Annotated in this window: 21 protein-coding genes; 5 read left to right on the forward strand and 16 right to left on the reverse strand. The window is 69.4% G+C overall.

The window, feature by feature from the left end; genetic code table 11:
* Positions 1–19 precede the first annotated feature (19 nt).
* From ACAM57_RS30815 to metH, 4 genes are read right to left on the reverse strand one after another with little or no spacing between them, the layout of a single operon-like run.
* Positions 20–421: a GtrA family protein gene (locus ACAM57_RS30815; protein ID WP_126022507.1), complete on the reverse strand. Its 402-nt coding sequence runs from the start codon at positions 419–421 to the stop codon at positions 20–22.
* Positions 418–1,440 carry a glycosyltransferase family 2 protein gene (locus tag ACAM57_RS30820; protein WP_369660066.1) on the reverse strand — a complete coding sequence of 341 codons (1,023 nt, stop codon included), beginning with the start codon at positions 1,438–1,440 and terminating at the stop codon, positions 418–420. The genes ACAM57_RS30815 and ACAM57_RS30820 overlap by 4 nt, the downstream gene beginning before the upstream one ends.
* Positions 1,437–3,251: an ArnT family glycosyltransferase gene (locus tag ACAM57_RS30825; RefSeq protein WP_369660067.1), complete on the reverse strand. Its 1,815-nt coding sequence runs from the start codon at positions 3,249–3,251 to the stop codon at positions 1,437–1,439. Before ACAM57_RS30825 ends, ACAM57_RS30820 begins: the two co-directional genes overlap by 4 nt.
* 52 nt (positions 3,252–3,303) lie before the next feature.
* Positions 3,304–6,042 carry a methionine synthase gene (metH, locus tag ACAM57_RS30830; protein ID WP_369660068.1) on the reverse strand — a complete coding sequence of 913 codons (2,739 nt, stop codon included), beginning with the start codon at positions 6,040–6,042 and terminating at the stop codon, positions 3,304–3,306.
* 310 nt (positions 6,043–6,352) lie between these two features.
* On the opposite strand from metH, the gene ACAM57_RS30835 reads away from it, so the two are divergent.
* Positions 6,353–7,243 carry an esterase/lipase family protein gene (locus tag ACAM57_RS30835; protein WP_369662499.1) on the forward strand — a complete coding sequence of 297 codons (891 nt, stop codon included), beginning with the start codon at positions 6,353–6,355 and terminating at the stop codon, positions 7,241–7,243.
* A 7-nt stretch (positions 7,244–7,250) separates the two neighbouring features.
* Positions 7,251–8,183 carry a lipase secretion chaperone gene (locus ACAM57_RS30840; protein WP_369660069.1) on the forward strand — a complete coding sequence of 311 codons (933 nt, stop codon included), beginning with the start codon at positions 7,251–7,253 and terminating at the stop codon, positions 8,181–8,183.
* Positions 8,184–8,204: 21 nt separating this feature from the next.
* Here ACAM57_RS30840 and ACAM57_RS30845 read toward each other — a convergent pair whose 3' ends face one another.
* Entirely contained in the window at positions 8,205–8,645 is a 441-nt protein-coding gene (locus tag ACAM57_RS30845; RefSeq protein ID WP_126022511.1) for a PACE efflux transporter, read from the reverse strand.
* A gap of 100 nt (positions 8,646–8,745) precedes the next feature.
* Here ACAM57_RS30845 and ACAM57_RS30850 point away from each other — a divergent pair, with 100 nt between their 5' ends.
* The 3 genes from ACAM57_RS30850 (at position 8,746) to ACAM57_RS30860 (ending at position 11,478) form a co-directional block, all read left to right on the forward strand.
* Positions 8,746–9,687, forward strand: coding sequence for a LysR family transcriptional regulator (locus ACAM57_RS30850; RefSeq protein ID WP_184640506.1), 942 nt, complete (start codon positions 8,746–8,748; stop codon positions 9,685–9,687).
* Between the two features lie 33 nt (positions 9,688–9,720).
* Complete coding sequence (locus tag ACAM57_RS30855) at positions 9,721–10,338, forward strand: TetR/AcrR family transcriptional regulator (RefSeq protein WP_126022513.1); 618 nt, start codon at positions 9,721–9,723, stop codon at positions 10,336–10,338.
* A 90-nt stretch (positions 10,339–10,428) separates the two neighbouring features.
* Entirely contained in the window at positions 10,429–11,478 is a 1,050-nt protein-coding gene (locus tag ACAM57_RS30860) for an NADP-dependent oxidoreductase (RefSeq protein ID WP_369660070.1), read from the forward strand.
* Positions 11,479–11,489: 11 nt separating this feature from the next.
* Here the strand turns inward: ACAM57_RS30860 and ACAM57_RS30865 are convergent, their stop codons facing one another.
* The 11 genes from ACAM57_RS30865 to hutH all read right to left on the reverse strand — a co-directional run bounded on the left by ACAM57_RS30865 (position 11,490) and on the right by hutH (position 22,998).
* Positions 11,490–12,098 (reverse strand): SH3 domain-containing protein, encoded by a 609-nt coding sequence (locus ACAM57_RS30865; protein WP_369660071.1) that lies wholly within the window; start codon positions 12,096–12,098, stop codon positions 11,490–11,492.
* Positions 12,099–12,172: 74 nt separating this feature from the next.
* Positions 12,173–13,225, reverse strand: coding sequence for a homocysteine S-methyltransferase family protein (locus ACAM57_RS30870; protein ID WP_369660072.1), 1,053 nt, complete (start codon positions 13,223–13,225; stop codon positions 12,173–12,175).
* 41 nt (positions 13,226–13,266) lie between these two features.
* Positions 13,267–14,091 (reverse strand): N-formylglutamate deformylase, encoded by an 825-nt coding sequence (gene hutG / locus ACAM57_RS30875; protein WP_369660073.1) that lies wholly within the window; start codon positions 14,089–14,091, stop codon positions 13,267–13,269.
* Positions 14,092–14,106: 15 nt separating this feature from the next.
* Positions 14,107–15,492, reverse strand: coding sequence for a formimidoylglutamate deiminase (locus tag ACAM57_RS30880; RefSeq protein WP_369660074.1), 1,386 nt, complete (start codon positions 15,490–15,492; stop codon positions 14,107–14,109).
* Positions 15,489–16,715: an imidazolonepropionase gene (gene hutI, locus ACAM57_RS30885; protein ID WP_369660075.1), complete on the reverse strand. Its 1,227-nt coding sequence runs from the start codon at positions 16,713–16,715 to the stop codon at positions 15,489–15,491. The genes ACAM57_RS30880 and hutI overlap by 4 nt, the downstream gene beginning before the upstream one ends.
* A 27-nt stretch (positions 16,716–16,742) precedes the next feature.
* Positions 16,743–17,318: a HutD family protein gene (locus ACAM57_RS30890; RefSeq protein ID WP_369660076.1), complete on the reverse strand. Its 576-nt coding sequence runs from the start codon at positions 17,316–17,318 to the stop codon at positions 16,743–16,745.
* Positions 17,315–17,983 carry an amino acid ABC transporter permease gene (locus ACAM57_RS30895; RefSeq protein WP_369660077.1) on the reverse strand — a complete coding sequence of 223 codons (669 nt, stop codon included), beginning with the start codon at positions 17,981–17,983 and terminating at the stop codon, positions 17,315–17,317. Before ACAM57_RS30895 ends, ACAM57_RS30890 begins: the two co-directional genes overlap by 4 nt.
* Positions 17,984–17,990: 7 nt before the next feature.
* Entirely contained in the window at positions 17,991–18,743 is a 753-nt protein-coding gene (locus ACAM57_RS30900; RefSeq protein ID WP_125952686.1) for a transporter substrate-binding domain-containing protein, read from the reverse strand.
* Between the two features lie 65 nt (positions 18,744–18,808).
* Positions 18,809–19,540, reverse strand: a complete 732-nt coding sequence (locus ACAM57_RS30905; protein ID WP_126022522.1) for an IclR family transcriptional regulator — start codon at positions 19,538–19,540, stop codon at positions 18,809–18,811.
* A gap of 149 nt (positions 19,541–19,689) precedes the next feature.
* The gene (gene hutU / locus ACAM57_RS30910) at positions 19,690–21,411 is read right to left on the reverse strand and encodes a urocanate hydratase (RefSeq protein WP_369660078.1); all 1,722 of its coding nucleotides are present in this window, start codon (positions 21,409–21,411) and stop codon (positions 19,690–19,692) included.
* 27 nt (positions 21,412–21,438) lie between these two features.
* Positions 21,439–22,998 carry a histidine ammonia-lyase gene (gene hutH / locus ACAM57_RS30915; RefSeq protein WP_369660079.1) on the reverse strand — a complete coding sequence of 520 codons (1,560 nt, stop codon included), beginning with the start codon at positions 22,996–22,998 and terminating at the stop codon, positions 21,439–21,441.
* Positions 22,999–23,039: the final 41 nt, after the last annotated feature.

Below are 23,039 nucleotides of genomic sequence, written 5' to 3' on the forward strand. Positions count from 1 at the left end.
GCGCGCCGCACCGCCGGCCTCAGCCGTTGCGGTGAGACCGGAAGACGAGATAGCGCGCCGACAGGAAGTTGGCGCTCATGCCCGCGAGGCTGCCCAGCGCCACGCCGAGCGCCGCGGCCCAGCGGCCTTCCACCCAGTGCAGCGTGAGCACGTAGGCACCGTAGTTGAGCACCGCGCCCGCGGTCATGGTCGCGAGATAGCCCAGGTATTCGCGCCAGATGGAACGGCCGGCCGCCGCGCTGGCCGCGAAGGTGTAGCGGCGGTTGAAGGCCCAGGTGGTGGTCGCCGCCGCGAGGAACGACACCACGCGCGCCGCGTACCAGCCCAGCAGCGGCGCCAGCAGGTACAGCACCACCACGTCGACCACGAGCCCAATCACGCCGACGGCGGCGAAGACGAGGAACTCGCGGCCTATCTTCATCGTGGGCCGGCCGCCAAGCCGCGCGACACCCGTTCGCGCACGCTCGGAATCGCGAGGTAGCTCAGCCGCTTGGCCTCACGTCGGCCCAAGGTGATGGCTTGCATGATGACGCCGCACACGAAGGACAGCATCGCCGCCAGCATCGCCCCGGTGGCCAGCACCGCGGTGGGCAAGCGGGGCACCAGCCCGGTCTGCACGTAGGTCATGAAGACCGGCACGACCAGCGCGACCGACATCAGCGCCAGCAGCGCGCCGATGATCGAGAAGAACTGCAGCGGCCGTTCGCTCACGAACAGTTTGCAGATGGTCTTGAGGATGCGCCAGCCGTCGCGATAGGTCGAGAGCTTGCTCACCGAGCCTTCGGGGCGCGTGCTGTAGGCAGTGGCTTCCTCCGCATAGGGCATGCGCAGTTCGAGCGCGTGCACGGTGAGCTCGGTCTCCGTCTCGAAGCCCCGCGACAGCGCCGGGAACGACTTGGCATAGCGCCGCGAGAACACGCGGTAGCCCGAGAGCATGTCGGTGAGCCCGCCGCCGAAGAGCTGCGCCACCGCGCCCGTGAGCATGCGGTTGCCGAAGCGGTGGCCCGCGCGGTAGGTGTGCACGTCCTGGCCGTCGTCCACGCGGCTGCCGACCACCATGTCGAGGTTGTCGTTCACCAGACGTTCGACGAGGCGCGGCGCGGCGCCCGCGTCGTAGGTGGCGTCGCCGTCGGTCATCACGTACACGTCGGCGTCGACGTCGGCGAACATGCGCCGCACCACGTTGCCCTTGCCTCGCAGGGCCACGTGGGTGACGGTGGCGCCGGCCGCGCGCGCCACGGCGGCCGTGTCGTCGCTGGAGTTGTTGTCGAAAACGTGGATGTCGGCTTCCGGCAGCGCGGCGCGAAAGCCCCGAACCACCTGTTCGATGGCCAGCGCCTCGTTGTAGCAGGGGATGACCACGGCGACGCGCAGGCCGCGGCCGCCGCTGCCTCCGAGGCCTTGCCGGGTACTGGTGGAGATGTCTGCCGCGTCGTTCATGGTGCGACGGGAAGGATACGGTAGACCCGGCTGCCGTCCTTCTGGTATTCCACGGCGAAGTACTTGTCGAAGTCGATGCGCGCGGTGAAGACCGGCACCACCGAGTCGGGCAGCACGATGGCAACGAAGCCCATGCCCGAGAGCTTGCGCGCGAGATCACCGCCCGACAGGCGCCCGAAGTCGGTGTAGCGCCAGGGCCCGAGGGTGTCGCCCCAGATGGGGTTGGGGCCGTAGTAGATCGCCTCGTTCAGCGCGATCTGGTAGACGCGACCCTTGGCGTTGCGCCGCAGGTAGTCCATGGCCGCGTAGCCCGGCACGTGCTTGCGCAGCACGGCTTCACGGGCCTCCGGCGTGGTGGCGACCAGCGCGACCTTGGTGGCCGTCTGGCGCACGGAAACCGCGGCCAGCACCGCCAGCAGCAGCACGATCGCCCAGTCGCCCACGCGGGCCGGGGTACGCGCGGTGACGACGGCGGGCGGAACGTCGGCTGCCGCACCCTTGCCCCCGGCCAAGCGGCGAAAGCCCGCGGCGATCCAGCCGAACACCACCTGCCAGCCGATGGCCGCGATGGCCGCCAGCAGCGGGAACGAGGCCGTCAGGTAGCGCGGATAGCGCGAGGTCGCGACCCAGACGACCACCGAGTACAGGCAGAACCAGCCGGCCGCGCGCACCGCCGCGGAGCGCTTCCACAGGGGGCTGAACGGCGCGAAGAACACCGACCACAGCAGCGCGTTGGGCAGCTCGGCATGCACGCGCACGTCGGCCACCTGCTGCACGTAGTCGGCCGGCGTCCATTCGGTGAAGCCGAACACGCGCGCGCCGATGGGGTTGAAGGGGTCGCCGGTCATGATGGCGTTGCGTGCGTACCAGTACACGCAGGGAATCAGGAAGCAGGCGAACATCAGCGCCCAGGCCTTGAGGCTGCGCTCGTGGCGGAAGACGAAGGGCGCCACCAGCGGCAGGAAGACCAGCGCCTGGTACTTCGAGCCCGCGGCCACGCCCAGGCAGAAGGCCGCCAGGCCGAGCCAGCGGATGCCACCGTGCACAGGCTTGCCGATCTCGGACTCGCGCCACCACCACAGCGCCACGCAGGCCGAGAGCACGAAGAGCGCCACGCCCATGTCGATCAGCGCGTTGGAGTAATCGCCGAGCCCCAGCCAGATGGCCGCGCCGATGCACGCGGTGAGCCGGCCGGCATGCAGCATGCCCAGGCGGTAGACCATGACCACCGACAGCGCTCCGGCCAGACCGTTCAGGAAGTGCGGCAGCACGTCGTCGCCCAGCTGCAGCGCACCGGCATACAGCAGGTTGTAGTTGTACGGGAACCAGGGGTAGCGCAGCCAGTCGTGGATGCCCAGCGAGCCTTGCTCGGCGACCTGCCGCGCATAGGGCAGGTGGTACATCAGCTCGTCGAAGGCGATGGGCGGCGCGAGCGGGGCGGCCAGCGCGGGCAGCACGACCAGCGCCAGCGCGATCGCCGCGACGCGCTCGACGTAGCTCCACGGCGCCGCGGGCAGGTTCGCGAGCAACAGCGTGCGCCGCTCGCGCAGCCATGAGGGCAACTGGAGCGCCGCGGTCGCCACGCCCACGGCGACGATCGCCGCGGTCGCGCCGGGCCTGAAGGCTCCGAAGATGGCCAGGGCCTGCAAGGCGCAGATGAAGATTCCCACGCCCAGGGCCACGGCCATGGCGGCTTCGAGCCCCGCGTCGCGGCGCGGGGGAGGCGCGAGGCGGCCCAGCAGCGCGCGTCCATAGCCCCAGCAGCCCGTCACGAAAATCGCCAGGGCCGCGTAGTGCGCGGCTGCAAACATCAGCTTCTGAATAACGACTCCCGGTGCCGGACGGCCGCGCCGGCCGGCAGGTTCAAAGGTTGGGCGCGAGCAGGCGTTCGAGGTCGGCTTCGCTTTCCTTGCGCCGCGCGGCCTGGTCCTGTAACTGGTCGTGTCCGATCTTGCCGACGTTGAAGTACGTCGAATCGGGGTGACTCAGGTAGAACCCGCTCACGCTGGCGGCGGGCATCATAGCGAGGCTTTCCGTCAGGCTCATGCCAATGTCCGCGCAGTTCAGAAGGTCGAACATGGGCTTCTTCACGCTGTGGTCGGGGCAGGCCGGGTAGCCGGGCGCGGGGCGGATGCCGCGGTACTTCTCCGCGATCATGTCGTCGTTGCTCAGGCTCTCGTCGCTCGCGTAGCCCCACAGGTCGGTGCGCACGCGATGGTGCAGCGCCTCGGCGAAGGCTTCGGCCAGCCGGTCGGCAAGGGCCTTGAGCATGATGGCGGAGTAGTCGTCGAGGTCGTCGACGAAGTACTTCTCCTTCTTCTCCACGCCCAGGCCGGCGGTCACGGCGAACATGCCGACGTAGTCCTTCACGCCGCTGTCTTTGGGCGCGACGAAGTCGGCCAGGCAGCGGCTCGGGCGCATCACGCCGTCGATCTCGTGCTTCTCGGTCTGCTGGCGCATGCCGTACCAGGTGAGCGCCACCTCGCTGCGCGATTCGTCGGTGTAGAGCTCGATGTCGTCGTCGTTCACGGTGTTGGCGGGCCAGAAGCCCACCACGCCGCTCGCGCTGAGCCAGCGGCCCTCGATGAGGCGCTTGAGCATGCGCTGGCCGTCGGCATACACGCGCACGGCCTCGGTGCCGACGATCTCGTCCTTCAGGATGGCCGGGAACGGGCCGGCGAGGTCCCAGGTCTGGAAGAACGGGCCCCAGTCGATGTACTTCGCGAGTTCGGTGAGGTCGAAGTTCCTGAACACGCGCCGGCCGATGAACTTCGGCACCGGCGGCAGGTAGCTGGCGAAGTCGACGGGCGTCTTGTTGGCGCGCGCCTTCGCCAGCGGCCACAGCGGCACCTGCTTCTTGTTGGCGTGCTGCTCGCGCACCTTGACGTAGTCGGCGTTGATCTCCTCGATGTACGCGGCCGCCTGGTCGCTCAGCAGGCTCTGCGCCACGCTCACGCTGCGCGAGGCGTCGGGCACGTAGACCACGGGGCCCTCGTAGTGCGGCGCGATCTTCACGGCCGTGTGCACGCGGCTGGTGGTGGCGCCGCCGATCAAGAGGGGGATCTTGCGGATACGGAAGTGGTCGTCCTTCTGCATCTCGCCGGCCACGTACTGCATTTCTTCGAGGCTCGGTGTGATGAGGCCCGACAGGCCCACGATGTCCGCGCCCTCGACCTTCGCCTTCGCGAGGATCTCGTGGCACGGGACCATCACGCCCATGTTCACCACCTCGAAGTTGTTGCACTGGAGCACGACGGTGACGATGTTCTTGCCGATGTCGTGCACGTCGCCCTTCACGGTAGCGATGATGATCTTGCCCTTGGAGCGCACGTCGCGCCCGGCCGCCTCGTCCTGGCGCTTCTCTTCCTCGATGTAGGGAATGAGGTGCGCCACGGCCTGCTTCATCACGCGGGCCGACTTCACCACCTGCGGCAGGAACATCTTGCCCTGCCCGAACAGGTCGCCGACCACGTTCATGCCGTCCATCAGCGGACCTTCGATCACGTGCAGCGGACGGCCGCCCCTCGCGAGGATCGCGCGGTAGGCCTCTTCGGTGTCTTCGGTGATGAACTCGGTGATGCCGTGCACCAGCGCGTGCGACAGGCGCTGCGCCACCGGCACGGGCTGCTCGGGCGTGCCGCGCCATTCGAGCTTCTTGCTGTCGTCCTTGGCCGCGCCCTTGGCGCTCTCGGCGATCTCGACCAGGCGCTCGCCGGCGTCGGGGCGGCGGTTGAGCACCACGTCCTCCACGCGCTCGCGCAGATTCGGCTCGACCTCGTCGTACACGCCGACCATGCCGGCATTGACGATGCCCATGTCCATGCCCGCCTTGATCGCGTGGTACAGGAACACGGTGTGGATCGCCTCGCGCACCGGGTCGTTGCCGCGGAAGCTGAAGCTCACGTTCGACACGCCGCCCGACACCTTCGCGCCCGGCAGGTTCTGCTTGATCCAGCGCGTGGCCTCGATGAAGTCGACCGCGTAGTTGTCATGCTCCTCGATGCCGGTGGCGATGGCGAAGATGTTCGGGTCGAAGATGATGTCCTCGGGCGGGAAGCCCACCTCGTCCACCAGGATGCGGTAGGCGCGCTCGCAGATCTCGATCTTGCGCGCGTAGGTGTCGGCCTGGCCCTTCTCGTCGAAGGCCATCACCACGGCGGCGGCGCCGTAGCGCTTCACCAGCTTGGCTTCATGCTTGAACTTGTCGACGCCTTCCTTCATGGAGATCGAGTTGACGATGCCCTTGCCCTGGATGCAGCGCAGGCCCGCCTCGATGACCTCCCACTTCGAGCTGTCGACCATCACCGGCACGCGCGCAATGTCGGGCTCGCTGGCGATGAGGTTGAGAAAGCGCACCATCGCGGCCTTGCTGTCGAGCATGGCCTCGTCCATGTTCACGTCGATCACCTGCGCACCGTTCTCGACCTGCTGGCGTGCCACCGCCAGCGCTTCTTCGAACTGGCCGTTGAGGATCATGCGCGCGAAGGCCTTGGAGCCCGTGACGTTGGTGCGCTCGCCGATGTTGACGAACAGCGTGCCTTCGCCGATGGAGACCGGCTCCAGGCCTGAAAGCTTCATGGGAGGCGGCATTGGGGAAGACATGGTTGGACTCGGAGGCAAAAGCGGTTATTCGTGCGCGGGTTGGGGGAGTCTATCGCCCTCCCATACGCCGCAGGGGCTGCAGGAGTAAGTCCGATTCATGAAAGGGAAAGTCCGGATCGATCCGGCCCGGTCGGTTTCGCAGAATGAAAAGTGCACGCTCGTTCGTTTTTGCGTGCCCCCACCCTACCAACCGACACAGGGAGTTCCGATGATTCGAATGAAGAGGAATGCGGCTTCGAGGACCGAGGCGACGGGCAGCAAACAGGGCGGCGCGGCCCGGCGGGCGGGCGGCGCGCTGCTGGTGTGTGGCATGCTGGCGCTCGCGCCCCTGGCGCAGACGGCACAAGCGGCCAACACCAGCGCGCAGACGGCCTATCCGATCGTGCTGGTGCACGGCATGCTGGGTTTCGACACCATCGCCGGCATCGACTACTGGTACGGCATTCCGGGCGAGCTGCGCGCGCAGGGCGCCAAGGTCTTCGTCGCCGAGGTGGCGGCCACCAACAGCAGCGAGGTGCGCGGCGAGCAGCTGCTCAAGCAGGTCAAGGACGTGCTGGCGCTGACCGGCGCGAGCAAGGTCAACCTGATCGGCCATTCGCACGGCGGCCCCACGGCGCGCTACGTCTCGGGCGTGGCGCCGCAGCTGGTGGCCTCCGTCACCACCGTGGGCAGCCCGCACAAGGGCAGCAAGGTGGCCGACGTGCTCGGCAACACGTTGCCGGACGGCAGCATCAGCCGCGCCGTGGTGGTGAGCGTGGTCAACGCGTTCTCCAGCCTCATCGGCATTCTCTCGGGCAACAACACGCCGCAGAACGGGCTGGGTGCGCTGGATTCGCTCAACACCGCCGGCTCGGCGAAGTTCAACGCCAAGTTCCCCGACGGCGTGCCCACCACCGCCTGCGGCAACGGCACCGAGCTGGTCAACGGGGTGCGCTACTTCTCCTGGTCGGGCACCCAGCCGCTGACCAACGTGTTCGACGCCTCCGACTACGCGCTGTCGCTGACGAGCGTGGTGCACGGCGAGCCCAACGACGGGCTCGCATCGGCCTGCAGCTCGCACCTGGGCACCTACCTCGGCAGCTACAGGCAGAACCACCTGGACGAGGTCAACCAGATGCTCGGCCTGCGCGACCTTTTCTCGGTGAGCCCGGTGACGCTGTACGTGAACCAGGCGGCGAGACTGAAGCAACTCGGCCTCTGAGGAGACGATGCCCCGCAAGCTCCTGCTGCCGCTCGCGGCGGCCGCGGCGGTGCTGGCCGCGGGCACCGCGTGGTGGCTGGCCGGCGGCGAGGGGGCTCCGGCTCCCGCGGTCGTATCGGCAGCCCTGCCGGCCACCTCGTCGGACCTTCCCGATGTGTCCAGATTCGCGCCAGACGCAAGCCCCCACGCCCCCGATCCGCTGCTGACGCCCGCCCTGCTGCGCACCTTCGAGCAGATGCTCGACGGCAGCCAGGCGCGCGACAAGGAAGGCCTGATGGCCGAGATGCGCGCCAGGATCGACAGGTACCTGCCGCCCGAATGGCGCGTGCGCGCGCTCGGCCTGCTGGAGCGCTACATCGACTACCGCAACGCGCTGGAGGCGCTGCCGGCAGCCAACATCGGCGATCCGGCGGGGCTGCGCCGGATCCTCGATGCGCGCGCCGGCATCCGCTCGCGCTACTTCGCGCCCGAGGAAGTCGAGGGCCTGTTCGCCGCCGACGAGAAGTTCGACCGCTTCAGCGTCGAGAAGCTGGAGATCGAGCGCAACGCCGGCCTCACCGCCGAGCAGAAGCGCCAGGCGCTGGCGAAGACCGAGGAGACATGGCTCACGCCGGAGCAGCGCGCCGATCGCGTCGCCTCCGTCGCGCAACTGGCCGTGGGCGAGCAGACCGCCGCACTGGAAGCACGCGGCGCCAGTCCGCAGGAGCGTTTCGAGGAGCGCTCCAAGCAGTATGGCTACGAGGCGGCGCAGCGTCTCGCGACGCTCGACCGGCAGGAGCAGGACTGGCAGAGCCGCCTGTCGCGCTACGCCGCGGCCGACGAAGCCGCGCGGGCACAGCTGCAGGCGGAACTCTTCACGCCGCAGGAGGCGCTGCGACTGCAGGCCGCGCTCGAGATGCGGGCGGCCGAGCAAAAGAAAAAGGCGGCCACGCCGCCTTGATCCTCTCTGCCCGGGCGGCCCTCAGGCCGCCACCGGCACCTTCGCCGCAGCCGAAGCCGGCAGGCCGAACACGCGGTCGAAGGCCCAGTTGAAGACGAAGGTGTAGACCAGGAAGAACACCACCAGCCCCAGGTCCATCACCAGCGCCTGCCAGAGCGTGACGCCCAGGCCCCAGGCGAACATCGGCACCAGGAAGGCGATCAGGCCTCCCTCGAAGCCGATGGCGTGCGCGATGCGGCGGCGCAGGCTGCGTCCGCGCACGACCTGACGCGACTCCCAGCGCTCGAAGAGCGAGTTGAAGACCAGGTTCCAGATCACCGCGATGACCGAGGCCGCCACCGCCATCGCGCCCGAATGGCCCAGGCCGGCATCCGTCATCAGGGCCAGGCCCGCGCTGGCGGCCACGATGGCGATGCCTTCGTAGAGGCTGATGTAGACGATGCGACGCTGAATCCCTTGCATGGCTTTCTCTCTGTGTTCGTTGATGCGATGACTGGACTTTATTTGTCCCGGGCTGATATAAAAAGTTAACTTGTTTCAGTTTTATTGAAAGATCGGCGCCATGGCCTTTTCCAGCGACAACGTCGAAGTCTTCCTGGCCGTGATCGACCACGGCTCCTTCTCGGCCGCCGCGCGGGCGCTGCGCCGGGTGCCGTCGGCGGTGAGCATGGCTGTCGCCAACCTCGAGGCCGAGCTCGACCTGCAGCTGTTCGACCGCAGCGGCCGCGAGCCCCAGCCCACGGCCGCAGCGCGCTCGCTGGAGCCGCAGGCGCGGCTGCTGGCGGCCCAGCTGAAGCAGCTTCAGGTTCAAGCGCTGGCGCTCACGCAGGGACTGGAAGACCGGCTCACGCTGGCCATCGCGCCCGAACTGCTGGCCGCACCGTGGACCGGTCCGCTGTCGGAGCTGGCGCGGGAGCATCCGCTGCTGCAGGTCGAGGTGCTTGCCGCGCCGCAGGCCGATGCGCTGGCGCTGCTGCACAGCGGACGCGCACAGCTCGCGCTGGTGTTCGAGCGGCCCAGCCTCGACGGGCGCGAGGGCTTCCAGGAAGTGGGCAGCGAGCTCATGGTGGCGGTGATGGCGCCCGACCATCCCGTGCTCGCCGCCAACGGCGGCCGGCTGCGCGAGGACCACCTGACCAACACCCGCCAGATCGTCGTGGCCGGGCGCGACCTCGCCACCAGCGACCCGCGCTTCGTGTTCGCGCGCCACGTCTGGCGCTCCGACAACGCGCTGGCCGCGCTGAGCCTGATCACCGCCGGGCTGGGCTGGGGCTGGCTGCCGCGCAACTTCGCGCGGCCCCATGTGGCGGCGGGCGCGCTGGTCGAGATTCCGTTCGAGAACCTCAGCAACGGGCTCGACCTGTGGGTGGACGTCGTGTGGTCACGTGAGCGCCCACTCGGCCTGGGAGCCCAGCATTTCGTGAATCTGATCGCCAAGGGACGGGCTGCGGCGGGCGAATGCAGCCCCAAAGTCAGCGGCGACACCATTGGCTCGCAAGACTAGACGACTGGTCTAATTGCCGCTAGAGTGCGGCCCATGAACGCCGCAGCCGCACCCATCACCGACGTCCGCCAGCACATCCTCGACGTGGCCCATCCGCTGCTGCTGCGAAAGGGCTTCACCGGCGTCGGACTGGCCGAGGTGCTGGCGGCGGCGAAGGTGCCGAAAGGCTCGTTCTATCACTACTTCGGCTCCAAGGAAGTCTTCGGCGAGGCGGTTCTGGAGGCCTACTTCAGCGAGTACCTCGGGCGCACCGACGCCCTGCTGACCGAGGGATCCGGCACCGCCGCCCAGCGCCTGATCGCCTACTTCGACGACTGGCTCGACTCCCAGACCGGCGAGGAGGCGCAGAGCCGCTGCCTCGTCGTCAAGCTTGGCGCCGAGGTCTGCGACCTGTCCGAGAGCATGCGCGCGGCGCTGGCGCGCGGCACCCGCGGCATCACCGACCGGCTCGCAGGCTGCATCGAAGCCGGCCGGGCCGACGGCTCGATCAAGGCGATGCCGCAAGGGCAGGACGCCCAGGGCGTCGCCGTCGCGCTCTACCAGCGCTGGCTCGGCGCCAGCCTGCTGGCCAAGATCACGCGCGACCGCTCGTCGCTGGACGCGGCGATGCGCGACACCCGGCAGCAGCTGGGCCTGTCTTCGGACCACTGAAGGAAATCACCCGGCGGGAGGCGAACGCGCTCCCGCCTTTTTTCGCCCACGCACTAGACGACTGGTCTATTAACCAAGGAGCCACGCCCCATGTCCCAGAACAGCAACGCCGTCGATACCGTCAACCGCCGCATCGTCCTCGCCGCCCGGCCGCGCGGCCTGCCGACGCCGGAGAACTTCCGGCTGGAGGAAGCCGCCGTCCCCGCGCCCGGCGAGGGCCAGGTGCTGCTGCGCACGCTGCACCTGTCGCTCGATCCGTACATGCGCCAGTTGATGGACGAGGTGCCGCCGCTCTATGCGCCCGCCTCGGTGCAAGTGGGCGAGCCGATGCCGGGCGGCACGGTCAACCGCGTCGTCGAGTCCCGGAATCCGCAGTTCCGGGTGGGCGACCTCGTGCTCGGCAACGCCGGCTGGCAGGACTACGCGCTGTCCGACGGCCAGGACCTGATGCCGCTCGGCGACATGGCCCAGCCCTCGCTGGCGCTCGGCGGGCTCGGCATGCCAGCCTTCACCGCGCACGTCGGCCTGCTCGACATCGGCCACCCCAAGCCGGGCGAGACGGTGGTGGTGGCGGCCGCAACCGGCGCCGTCGGCTCGGTGGTAGGGCAGATCGCCAGGCTCAAGGGCGCGCGCGTGGTCGGCATCGCGGGCGGCGCGGACAAATGCCGCCACGCAGTCGAGGTGCTGGGCTTCGACGCCTGCATCGACCGCCGCGACCCGGCGTTCGCAGCGCGCCTCGCGGCCGCCTGCCCCGCGGGCATCGACGTCTACTTCGAGAACGTCGGAGGTGAGGTGTTCGACGCGGTGCTGCCGCTGCTCAACATCGGCGCGCGCGTGCCGGTGTGCGGGCATATCGCCGACTACAACAGCGAGGCACTGCCCCCGGGCCCGAACCGGCTGCCGCTGCTGACGGCGGCGCTGCTGCAGAAGCGCATCCGCATGCAGGGCTTCGTCATCCTCGACCACTACGGCGAGCGCTTCGATGCGTTCCGGCGCGAGATGGACGAGTGGGTCGAGGCCGGCAAGATCACGCTGCGCGAGGACCGCATCGACGGCCTGGAGAACGCGCCGGATGCGTTCATCGGCCTGCTTCAGGGCCGCAACTTCGGCAAGCGCGTGGTGCGCGTCGCGGAAGCCTGAGGCACCGGCCCTCAGTGCCGGTGCCCGCCGCCGTGACCTCCGCCATGGTCACCGCCACGGCCTCCCCCACGATGCCCACCGCCCCCTCCGGGATGCGGATGCGGCTTGCCCGGCGGCGGCCCTGGCCGGAACCCCGGCCCCGGCTGCCACGGATGCGGTTGCCATCCGGGCCGTACCGGCGGTGGCGGACGCCAGCCCGCCACGGGCGGAGGCGGCCGGCCGCCCCACCAGCGCCGGTCGCCGTACCAGGGCCTGTCGCGGTAGTAGTCGGCCCAGTAGCTGCCGATGGCGAAGCCGATGATCGGCACGCCGATCAGCGCGCCGTACGTGGCCAGCGGCACGCGCTGCTCCTGGTAGGCGTAGTCGAGGTTGCGCGCCCAGATCCAGCCGCGCCCGCCATCGGGCAGCACCACGTCGCACCAGCCGTAGCCGCTGGTGCAGCCCACCACCTCGAGCGGCTGGCCGGGCCCGAGACGGGCCACCAGCGGATAGTCGCCCGAAGGCCCCGCGCGCAGGTTGACCGCGCCGCGCGTGAAGGCCTGCTGCGCCTGCGCGGCGAGCGGCAGCGCCAGGGCCAGAGTGCCGACGGCGGCCCAGCGCCAGGCGAGTGATGAGTTCATGGCAAGGCTCCTTGCGCCCCAGCGTAGGCCGGGGGCTGGGGCCCGTCAATCGGCCGCGGACGCGACCGGAGCGCTCAAGCTGCCTCTTTGTAGAAGCCGGCGTTGTTGGTGCCCAGCACCCGGCCGGCCATCGGCGCGACCGCCTTGCCGATCGCCGCGATGTGGTCCGGCGTGGTGCCGCAGCAGCCGCCCACGATGTTCACCAGCCCTTCCGACGCGAACTCGTGCAGCAGGCGCGAGGTGACCTCGGGCGTCTCGTCGAAGCCGGTGTCGCTCATCGGGTTGGGCAGGCCGGCGTTCGGGTAGCAGCTGATGAAGGTGTCGCCGGCCACGCGCGCCAGCTCCTGGATGTAGGGGCGCATCAGCGCCGCGCCCAGCGCGCAGTTCAGGCCGATGGCCAGCGGCTGCGAATGGCGCACGCTGTGCCAGAAGGCGGTGACGGTCTGGCCGCTGAGGATGCGGCCCGAGGCATCGGTCACCGTGCCGCTGATGATGAGCGGCAGGCGCTGCCCGCTGTTGTCGAAGTACTCGTCGACCGCGAACAGCGCGGCCTTGGCATTGAGCGTGTCGAAGATGGTCTCGACCAGGATCACGTCGGCGCCGCCCTCGACCAGCGCTTCGGTCTGCTCGTAGTAGGCAGCGCGCAGTTCCTCGAAGTTGACGTTGCGCGCGCCCGGGTCGTTCACGTCGGGGCTGATGCTCGCCGTCTTGGGCGTCGGGCCGAGGGCGCCGGCCACGAAGCGCGGCTTGTCGGGCGTGCTGAACTTGTCGCAGGCCGCGCGCGCCAGCTTGGCCGATTCGAGATTCATCTCGCGCGCGAGGTGCGCCATCTTGTAGTCCTCCTGCGCGATGGTGGTCGCGCCGAAGGTGTTGGTCTCGATGAGGTCGGCGCCCGCCGCGAGGTAGCCCTCGTGGATGTCGCGGATCACGTCGGGCCGCGTGAGCGAGAGCAGCTCGTTGTTGCCCTTCACGTCGCGCTCGAAGTCCTTGAAGCGCTCGCCGCGGTACTGCTCTTCCGTCAGCTTGAAGCGCTGGATCATCGTGCCCATGGCGCCGTCGAGGATGGCGATGCGCTGGGCGAGGATGCCGGGCAGGGCCTGGCCGCGGGTGTAGGTGACGGGCTTCATAGACCCCCGATTGTAGGAAGGGGGCCTGCCCCTGCCCGCGGTCAGCCCTTTGCGCGGCCTTCCACGAAGGCCAGCACCGCCTCGATCATCCGCCGCACGTGCGGCTGCACGCCCGCCGCCACCTCGGGCAGGTAGTCGAAGGGCAGCTTCTCCTGCATGTAGCTCGACTGGGTCATCTCCAGTTGCACCGCGTGCACGTTCTGCGCGGGATTGCCGTAGTTGCGCGTGATGTAGCCGCCGGTGAAGCGGCCGTTGAGCACGCCCGTGTAGCCGGTGGCGCTTTCGGCGATGCCCAGCAGCGTCTGCGCCAGCGCCGGGTCGCAGCTGATGCCCTTGCCGGTGCCCAGGTTCAGGTCGGGCAGCTTGCCTTCGAAGAAGCGCGGCAGCACCGAGCGGATGGAGTGCGCGTCCCACAGCGCGGCCACGCCGTGCTGCGCGCGGATGCGGGCGAGCTCCTCGGCGAGCTTGGCGTGGTAGGGCTGCCAGATGGCTTCGCGGCGCTCGGCGACTTCGGCATCGCCCGGCACGTCGGCGGCGTCGGCGTACAGCGGCGTGTCGTCGAAGGTGTCGACCGGGCACAGGCCCGTCACGCTCTGGCCGGGGTAGAGGCTGGCGCCGTCCGGCGGACGATTCAGGTCGATCACGTAGCGCGAATGCGTCGCCACCAGCACAGAGGCGCCGAGCTCGTCGGCGAAGTCGTAGAGCCGCTCGAGGTGCCAGTCGGTGTCGGGCACATGGCGCGCCTCTTCGGTGAGGCGTGCGGCGAGCGCCGGCGGCACGTGGGTGCCGACGTGCGGCATCGAGATCAGCAACGGGCGGGTGCCCTGGCGGAAACGGAACGGCGGTTCGTGGGTGGTGAAGGCCATGGGGGTCTCGTTCGATCAATCCTGGAGTAGTTGGGTGCGCGCGGCCACGAAGGCGGCGGCGGCTTCGTCGTGCAGCGCGTGGCGCCCGGCCGAGACACGCGGCCGGCCCGCGACCCAGACACCGTCGATGGCCGAGGTGCGATGGCTCGCGAAGACGTGGGCGGAAAGCATATCGGGCGCGGGCAGGCCCTGCAGCGCGATGTGCGAGGCATCGAGCACCGCGAAGTCGGCCTGCTGCCCCGCCGCGAGCCCGCCCGTGGCGCGGCCCGAGGCCCGCGCCCCGCCCTGCACCGCCTCCAGCGTGAGCGCGGTCGCGACGTGCGGCTGCGCCGCGCTGGCGCCGACGTTGCGCTGGCGCCGGGCCAGGCGCTGGCTGTATTCGAGCATCAGCAGTTCCTCGGCCGCGTTCACGCTGGCGTGGCTGTCGGAGCCCACGCCCCAGGCGCCGCCGTGGCTGCGCCACTTGGCGAAGTCGAAGATGCCGTCGCCCAGGTTCGCCTCGGTGGTCGGGCACAGGCCCGCGACCGCGCCGCTGCGGGCCGCGTATTCGTACTCGGCGTCGTTCATGTGCGTGGCGTGCACCAGGCACCAGCGCTCGTCCACCGGCGCGTGGTCGAGCAGCCATTCGACCGGGCGCAGGCCGCTCCAGGCCACGCAGTCGTCCACTTCCTTGGTCTGCTCGGCAATGTGGATGTGGATGGGCGCCGTGCGGTCGATGGCCTCGAGCCCCGCGATGGCGTCGCGCAACCCCTCGGGCGGCACGGCGCGCAGCGAATGCGGCGCGAGGCCCAGCCGTGCGCCCTGAGCATCGCACTGCGGCTTGAGCGCTTCTAGCAGGCGCAGCATCGATTCGGTGGAGCGCACGAAGCGGCGCTGTCCTTCGGTGGGCGGCTGCTCGCCGAAGCCGCCGGTCTGGTAGAGCACCGGCAGCAGCGTGAAGCCGATGCCCACCTTCTTCGCCGCGCGCAGCAGCGCGAGGCTCAGCGTGGCGTCGTCGGCATAGGGGCGGCCGTCCACGTCGTGGTGCACGTACTGGAACTCGCACACACCGGTGTAGCCCGCTTCGAGCATCTCGGCATAGAGCCAGGTCGCGATGGCTTCCATGTGCTGCGGGCCCAGGCGCGCGGCAAAGCGGTACATCAGCGTGCGCCAGCTCCAGAAGCTGTCATGCTGCTCGGCGCGGTGTTCCGTGAGGCCCGCGAAGGCGCGCTGGAAGGCGTGCGAATGCAGATTGGGCATGCCCGGGATCACGGGGCCGCGCGCGGCCTCGGTGCCGGCGGGGCGCTGCGCGCCGGCCTGCACCTGCGTGAGCCGGCCCGCGTCGTCCCACGCCAGCAGCACGTTGCGGGCCCAGCCTTCGGGCAGCAGCGCGTCGGCAGCGAAAAGGGTGTTTGTCGTCATGCGTTGGCTCCAATGGCGATGCGCCCTTGCCGCACCACCGTGCGCACGGGCTGCTGTCCGAACCAGTAGGCGAGCTCGGCCGCCTCGCGCACGTTCCACAGCACGAAGTTGGCGGGCATGCCGGGCGCTATGGCGCCGTGCGTGTCCTGCAGGCCCAGCGCGCGCGCGGCGTGCACGGTGACACCGTCGAGCGCCTCGGGCACCGTGAGGCGGAACAGCGTGCAGGCCATGTTCACCATCAGCAGCAGGCTCAGCGCGGGCGAGGTGCCGGGGTTGTGGTCGGTCGACACCGCCATCGGCACGCCCGCGGCGCGCAGCGCGGCGATGGGCGGCAGGTGCGTGTCGCGCAGCGTGTAGTAGGCGCCCGGCAGCAGCACGGCCACGGTGCCGGATCTGCGCATCGCCGCGATGCCCTCGGCCGACAGGTGCTCGATGTGGTCGCACGAGAGCGCGCCGTAGCTCGCGGCCAATGCGGCGCCGCCCATGTCAGAGAGCTGCTCCGCATGCAGCTTCACCGGCAGGCCCAGCGCCTTCGCGGCCTTGAAGACCTGCTCGGTCTCGGCGAGCGAGAAGGCGATGCGCTCGCAGAACACGTCCACCGCGTCGACCAGTCCTTCGGCCGCGAGCGCGGGCAGCATCTCGTCGCACACGAGATCGATGTACTCACCGCTGCGGCCCGCGTACTCGGGCGGCAACGCATGCGCGCCGAGAAAAGTGGTGCGCACCGTCACGCCGTAGGCCTCGCCCAGGCGCCGCGCCACGCGCAGTTGCTTGCGCTCGTGCTCCAGCGAGAGGCCGTAGCCCGACTTGATCTCGATGGCGCACACGCCGTCGGCCAGCAGCTGCTCCAGCCGCGCGGTGGCCTGCGCGAAGAGCGTGTCCTCGTCGGCCTCGCGCGTGGCGCGCACCGACGAGACGATGCCGCCGCCGGCCTTCGCCACTTCTTCGTACGTGGCGCCCCCCAGGCGCATCGCGAACTCGTTGGCGCGCTGGCCGCCGTAGACGAGGTGCGTGTGGCAATCGACCAGCCCCGGGGTGACGAGCGCACCGCCGCCATCGTGCGGCACGAGCCCGGCGAATTCAGCCGGCAGCGCGCTTCGGGCGCCGACCCAGCGGACCGCGCCCTGCTCCACCACGATGGCGGCTTCCACGCCCGCATCGGCGGCAAGGCGGATGCCGGTCCAGAGGCCGTCGGCCGAGGGAAATTCGTTGACGGGTTTCATCGTTGTTCCTGTTGTTGCGTCGGCAGCTCAGGCCGGCAGGATGCGCACCGCGAGCAGCCGCGCGCCGGCGCCCTCGGGCATCGCCTGCCAGCCGCACGCGGCATCGGCCCACTGCAGGCCTTCGCCCTCGCCGCAGGCTTCGTCGTCCAGGCGCCATGCACCGCGCAGCGCCAGCAGCACGCCGTGCGGCGCAGGCTCGATGGCCGTGGCGCCGTCCAGCACGCGAACTTCGGCGCGCCACTGGCCGCGCCGGGTCATCACGTTGAAGTCGTTCGAGGCGCCGCCGAGCAGCGTGCAGTCGATGGCCTCGTCGCCGCTGAAAGCGAATGGCTGCAGTGCGGTGTCGAGCCGGTGTTCGATGCGCCCGTCGTGCGTGAAGAGCCGCACGCCGTCGCCCTCGAGCAGCGTGATGCTGCGGTCCACGCCCGCGAACACCGAGAACGGCCCGGCCGCCGCGATGGTGGCGATGCTCACGCGCCAGCCGAAGCTGTCGAGCCCCGCGCCCTGCGGCCAGCTGGCGATCTCCTGCGTGGTGCCGCCGCCGTTCTTCCACGGCGTGGCGGGCAGCGAGGCGCGCGAGAAGCGACGAAGCACGCCGGTCATCGCACCATCCCGCCCTGGCGCAGGCGCTGCTCAAAGTGCCGCAGCACCAGCGTCATCGTGCCGGTGAGCACGAAGTACACGACCGCGATGGCCAGGTACACCTCCAGCGAGCGGTACGACACGCTGATGATCTTCTGCCCCTCGTGCATCACGTCGTGGATGGTCAGCAACGACACCAGCGCCGAGTTCTTGATGAGCGCGATGAACTCGTTGCCCAGCGGCGGGATCATGCGCACCACCGCCTGCGGCAGCACGATGTGGCGCATCGCGAGGCCGGGCGTCATGCCCAGCGACTGCGCCGCCATGGTCTGGCCCTTGTCGATCGACTGGATCGCGCCGCGCACGATCTCCGACACGTAGGCGCCCGAATACACGCCGAGCCCCAGCACACCGCACACGAAGGCCGGCAGCAGGATGCCGAAGTGCGGCAGGCCGAAGAACAGGATGAACAGCTGCACCAGCAGCGGCGTGCCGCGAATGGCCGCGACATAGGCGGTGCAGATGCCGTAGAGCCAGCGCCGCTTCGGGTTCAGCCGGCCGATGCCGACCAGCAGGCCCAGCACGCAGCCCAGCGCCAGCGCGCAGGCGGTGATTTCCACCGTGACCAGCGCGCCGCGCAGCAGGTCGTGCCAGCCTTCCCAGACGGGCGAGAAATCGAGATCCATGGCGGGCTTACTTGGCAGCCGTGCTGAACCACTTCTTGACGATCTGGTCGTAGGTGCCGTCCGCTTTCAGCTTCTCGATGGCGCCGTTCACCGCCTTGGTCAGCTCGGGCGTGTCCTTGCGGATGGCCATGCCGTATTCCTCGGTGGTGATCTGCTCGGGCAGCACCTTCAGGCCGCCGCGCGTGCGCACGTACTGGTAGGCGGCGGGCTTGCCGGTCACGGCGGCGTCGGCGCGGCCGATGTCGACGAGGTTGAACATCTCCTGGTTCTTCTCGACTTCCATCAGCTGCACCTGCGGGAATTTCTCCTTCGTGTAGCTCACCGACTTGGTGCCCACCTGCACGCTGACCTTCTTGCCGTTGATGTCGGCCGGCGTCTTGATGGCCGTGTTGCCGTCCTTCACCATCACCACGAGGCCGCCCGCGTAATAGGGCACGGTGAAGTCGACCACCTTCTTGCGCTCGTCGGTGATGTAGATGCCAGAGACTGCCATGTCGAAGCGCTTGGAGATCAGGCCCGGCACGAGGCCCTTGAAGTCGATGTCGATCCACTCGATCTTTCGGCCCAGCGTCTTGCCGATGGCCTCGACCAGTTCCACGTCGAAGCCGGTGCGCTTGCCGTTCTCCACGAACTCCATCGGCGGGAAGGTGGCGTCGGTGGCCACGCGCAGCGGCTCGCCCTGCGCATGCGCGGCACCCGCGAAACCGAAGATGGCAAGGCCGGAGAGTGCGGCGGCGACGATGGAGCGGCGGGTGTTCATGGCGATGGGCTTTCGTGGTGTGAGTGGAGGTGAGAGGGAAAGAAAAGAAAGAAGAGCCGGCGTGGCTACTGCAGCGCCCGCGAGATGCGCGCCGCCGTGACGACGGTCATGTGCAGCAATGCAGCTTCCATGCCCTCGACGCGCGTGAGCGGTGCCATCAGCGTGATTGCGCCGCGCAGGCGGCGGCCCGGGGCCAGCACCGGCGCGCTCGCGCCCCACACGCCGGCGTCGACTTCGCCGTGGGTCACGGCATGGCCGGCCTCGCGGATGGCGTCGAGTTCGGCGGCGCGCTCGGCGCGGCGCTCGGGGCTTTCGCCGAGGCCGTCGAGCAGGGCGTCGCGCTGGTCGATCGGCATGTGGGCCAGCAGGCACTTGGCGCTGGCGCCGTCGCGCGCGGGCACGCTGCGGCCGCGGTCGAAGGAGCAGCGCAGCGACTGTTCGCTGTCGATCATCTCCAGGCACACGACGCGCTCGTTCACCGCCGTGACCAGCGCCACGCTCTCGTGCGACTGCTGTGCCAGCGCGCGCATGTCGGCGCGAGCCGCGATCACGAGGTCGGAGTTGCCGTCGAAGCCGGTGGCCAGCTGCACGCTCACCGGGCCTGGCGAGTAGCGGCCGTCGGACTCCATCACGAAGCCCCAGCGACGCAAGGTGGCGATCTGCCGGTACAGCGTGCTTTGCGAGAGGCCCGTGGCCCGCACCAGCTCGGCCGCCGTCATCGACGCCTTGCTCTGCGCCAGCACCGACAGCACGAACAGCGCGCGGTCGTTGGCGGGGGCGTCGGTCGGGGTCGTCATGCGGTCGATCGGATGAATGGAACCGGCGTGCAGTATCTTGCCCGCCGTTCCCACTTCCAAGCCCGTATTCCCATCGAGTGGGAATGGGCCTGCTTTTTCTTTCTACCTTCGGCTTAAGGTGCCGCCGTTCTTCGCGGCGGCGCCCGCCCTCACTTCACCATCGGCAGCTTCAGGCCCTGCTTCTTCGCGGTGGCGACGGCAATGTCGTAGCCCGCGTCGGCATGGCGCATCACGCCCGTGGCCGGGTCGTTGAAGAGCACGCGCTCGATGCGCCTGGCGGCCGCGTCGGTACCGTCGCAAACGATCACCACGCCCGAGTGCTGCGAATAGCCCATGCCCACGCCGCCGCCGTGGTGCAGGCTGACCCAGGTGGCGCCGCCTGCGGTGTTGAGCAGCGCGTTGAGCAGCGGCCAGTCGCTCACCGCGTCGGTGCCGTCCTTCATGGCTTCGGTCTCGCGGTTGGGGCTGGCGACCGAGCCGGTGTCGAGGTGGTCGCGGCCGATGACGATGGGCGCCTTCAGTTCGCCGTTCTTCACCATCTCGTTGAACGCCAGGCCCGCGATGTGGCGCTCGCCCAGGCCCAGCCAACAGATGCGCGCCGGCAGGCCCTGGAACGCGATGCGCTCGCGCGCCATGTCGAGCCAGCGGTGCGTGTGCCTGTTCTCGGGGAACAGCTCCTTGATCTTGGCGTCGGTCTTGTAGATGTCCTCCGGGTCACCCGAGAGCGCCACCCAGCGGAACGGGCCCTTGCCCTCGCAGAAGAGCGGGCGGATGTAGGCCGGCACGAAGCCGGGGAAGTCGAAGGCGTTCTTCACGCCTTCGTCGAAGGCCACCTGGCGGATGTTGTTGCCGTAGTCGACCGTGGGGATGCCCATGGCCTGGAAGTCGAGCATGGCCTGCACGTGCACGGCGCACGACCTGGCTGCCGCCTTCTTCAGTGCGTCATGCTGCGGGGCGTCCTTCATGGCGGCCTGCCATTGCGGCACGGTCCAGCCGGCCGGCAGATAGCCGTTGATCAGGTCGTGCGCGGAGGTCTGGTCGGTCACGAGGTCGGGCTTCAGGCCGCCGGCCTTAGCACGCTTCACCAGCTCGGGCAGGATTTCGGCCGCGTTGCCCAGCAGCGCGATCGACACGGCTTCCTTCGCGTCGCAATGCTGCTTGATGAGTTCGAAGGCGTGGTCGATGTCGCGCGCCTGCTTGTCGACGTAGCGAGTGCGCAGGCGGAAGTCGATGCTCGACTGCTGGCATTCGATGTTGAGCGACACCGCGCCCGCCAGCGTGGCAGCCAGAGGCTGCGCGCCGCCCATGCCGCCCAGGCCGGCCGTGAGGATCCACTTGCCCGCGAGGCTGTTGTTGTAGTGCTGGCGGCCGGCTTCGACGAAGGTCTCGAAGGTGCCCTGCACGATGCCTTGGCTGCCGATGTAGATCCAGCTGCCGGCCGTCATCTGGCCGTACATGAAGAGGCCCTTGCGGTCGAGTTCGTTGAAGTGCTCCCAGTTGGCCCACTTCGGCACGAGGTTGGAATTGGCCAGCAGCACGCGCGGCGCGTTCTCGTGCGTCTTGAAGACGCCGACGGGCTTGCCCGACTGGATGAGCAGCGTCTCGTCGTCGTTCAGCTCCTTCAGCGAGGCGAGGATCTGGTCGAAGCAGGCCCAGTCGCGCGCGGCGCGGCCGATGCCGCCGTACACCACCAGGTCCTGCGGGCGCTCGGCCACCTCGGCGTCGAGGTTGTTCTGCAGCATGCGGAAGGGAGCCTCGGTGAGCCAGCTCTTGCAGTTGAGCTCGCTGCCGCGCGGGGCGCGGATCACGCGCGTCGGGTCGTGGCGCGGGTCGGTGGCAGTGTTCAGGGCAAATTTGTCGGGAGCGTTCATGGCGGGTTCTCCTAATCGGGGGGTGTTTTACGAGTGGCTGGGCAGGATGTCGAGCAGCGCGGCCGGCAGCTCGGCCTTCAGCGCCCACTGGCGCATGGCTTCGATGTCGGGGGCGAGATAGCGGTCGGTTTCGAGGAAGGCGACCTTCTGGCGGATGGCGGCGAATTCGGCCTCCACGAGCGGCGAGCTCTTGAGCTTGCGTTTGAGTTCGATGCCCTGCGCGGCGGCCATCGCTTCGATGCCGACGACAACAGCCGTGTTGTCGACCATGTCGGCCAGGCGGCGGCCCGCGAAGGTGGCCATCGACACGTGGTCTTCCTGGTTGGCGGAGGTCGGCAGGCTGTCGACGCTGGCGGGGTGCGCGAGCGACTTGTTCTCCGACGCAAGTGCCGCGGCCGTGACCTGCGCGATCATGAAGCCGGAGTTCAGGCCGCCGTCGCGCACCAGGAAAGGCGGCAGGCCCGACAGGCCGCTGTCCAGCAGCAGCGCGAGGCGGCGCTCGGAGATCGCACCGACTTCGCTCACGGCCAGCGCCACGATGTCGGCCGCGAAGGCGACGGGCTCGGCGTGGAAGTTGCCGCCCGAGATGACCTCGCCCGTGTCCGTGAAGACCAGCGGGTTGTCCGACGCGGCATTGGCCTCGATCACCAGCACGCGCGCGGCGTGCGCGAGGTTGTCGAGGCAAGCGCCCATCACCTGCGGGATGCAGCGCACGGAATACGGATCCTGCACGCGACCGCAGTCCGCGTGCGAGGGAACGATTTCGCTGCCTTCGAGCAGCGTGCGCACCGCGCCCGCCACGGCGATCTGGCCCGGCTGGCCGCGCGCGGCGTGGATTCGCGCGTCGAAGGGCTTGATGGAGCCCTGGATGGCTTCGAGCGACAGCGCGCCCGACATCAGCGCCGAGGCGAACACGTCTTCCGCGCCGAACAGGCCGGCCAGCGCGAGCGCGGTCGACACCTGCGTGCCGTTGAGCAGCGCCAGGCCTTCCTTCGGGCCGAGCACGAAGGGTTCGAGGCCGATGTGCTTCATCGCTTCGGCGCCGCTCACCACGCGGCCGTCGGCCAGCGTCGCCTCGCCTTCGCCGATCAGCACGCAGGCGAGGTGCGCGAGCGGCGCGAGGTCGCCCGAGGCGCCCACGGAGCCCTTGGCCGGGATGCGCGGCATCACGCCCGCGTTGAACAGCGCCAGCAGCGCGTCGGCCAGCGCGGGCCGCACGCCCGAATGGCCGCGCGCCAGGCTCACGGCCTTGGTCGCGAGGATCATGCGCACGACAGGCGCGGCCAGCGGCTCGCCCGTGCCCACGCTGTGCGAGAGCACCAGGTTGCGCTGCAGTTCGGCCAGGTGGTCGTTGCCGATGCGCGTGCTCGCGAGCTTGCCGAAGCCGGTGTTGATGCCGTAGACCACCTGGTCGTTCTCGACGATGTGGCGCACGGCGGCCTCGGCGCGCTGCATGCCCTCGCGCACCGACGCATCGAGCGACAGGCGCACGCCGCCGGCCTGGATGCGACGCAGCGTGGCGAGGCCGACCTTGCCGGGCGTGAGGATCAGGGAGGCTTCTGGGTTGGCGGTATGTTTGCTTGTCATGTGAACCTGTCTATACAAGTAGTTGCGAGTGAAATCGAAGC

The organism is Variovorax sp. V15 (genome assembly GCF_041154425.1).
Classification (GTDB): Bacteria; Pseudomonadota; Gammaproteobacteria; order Burkholderiales; family Burkholderiaceae_C; genus Variovorax; species Variovorax guangxiensis.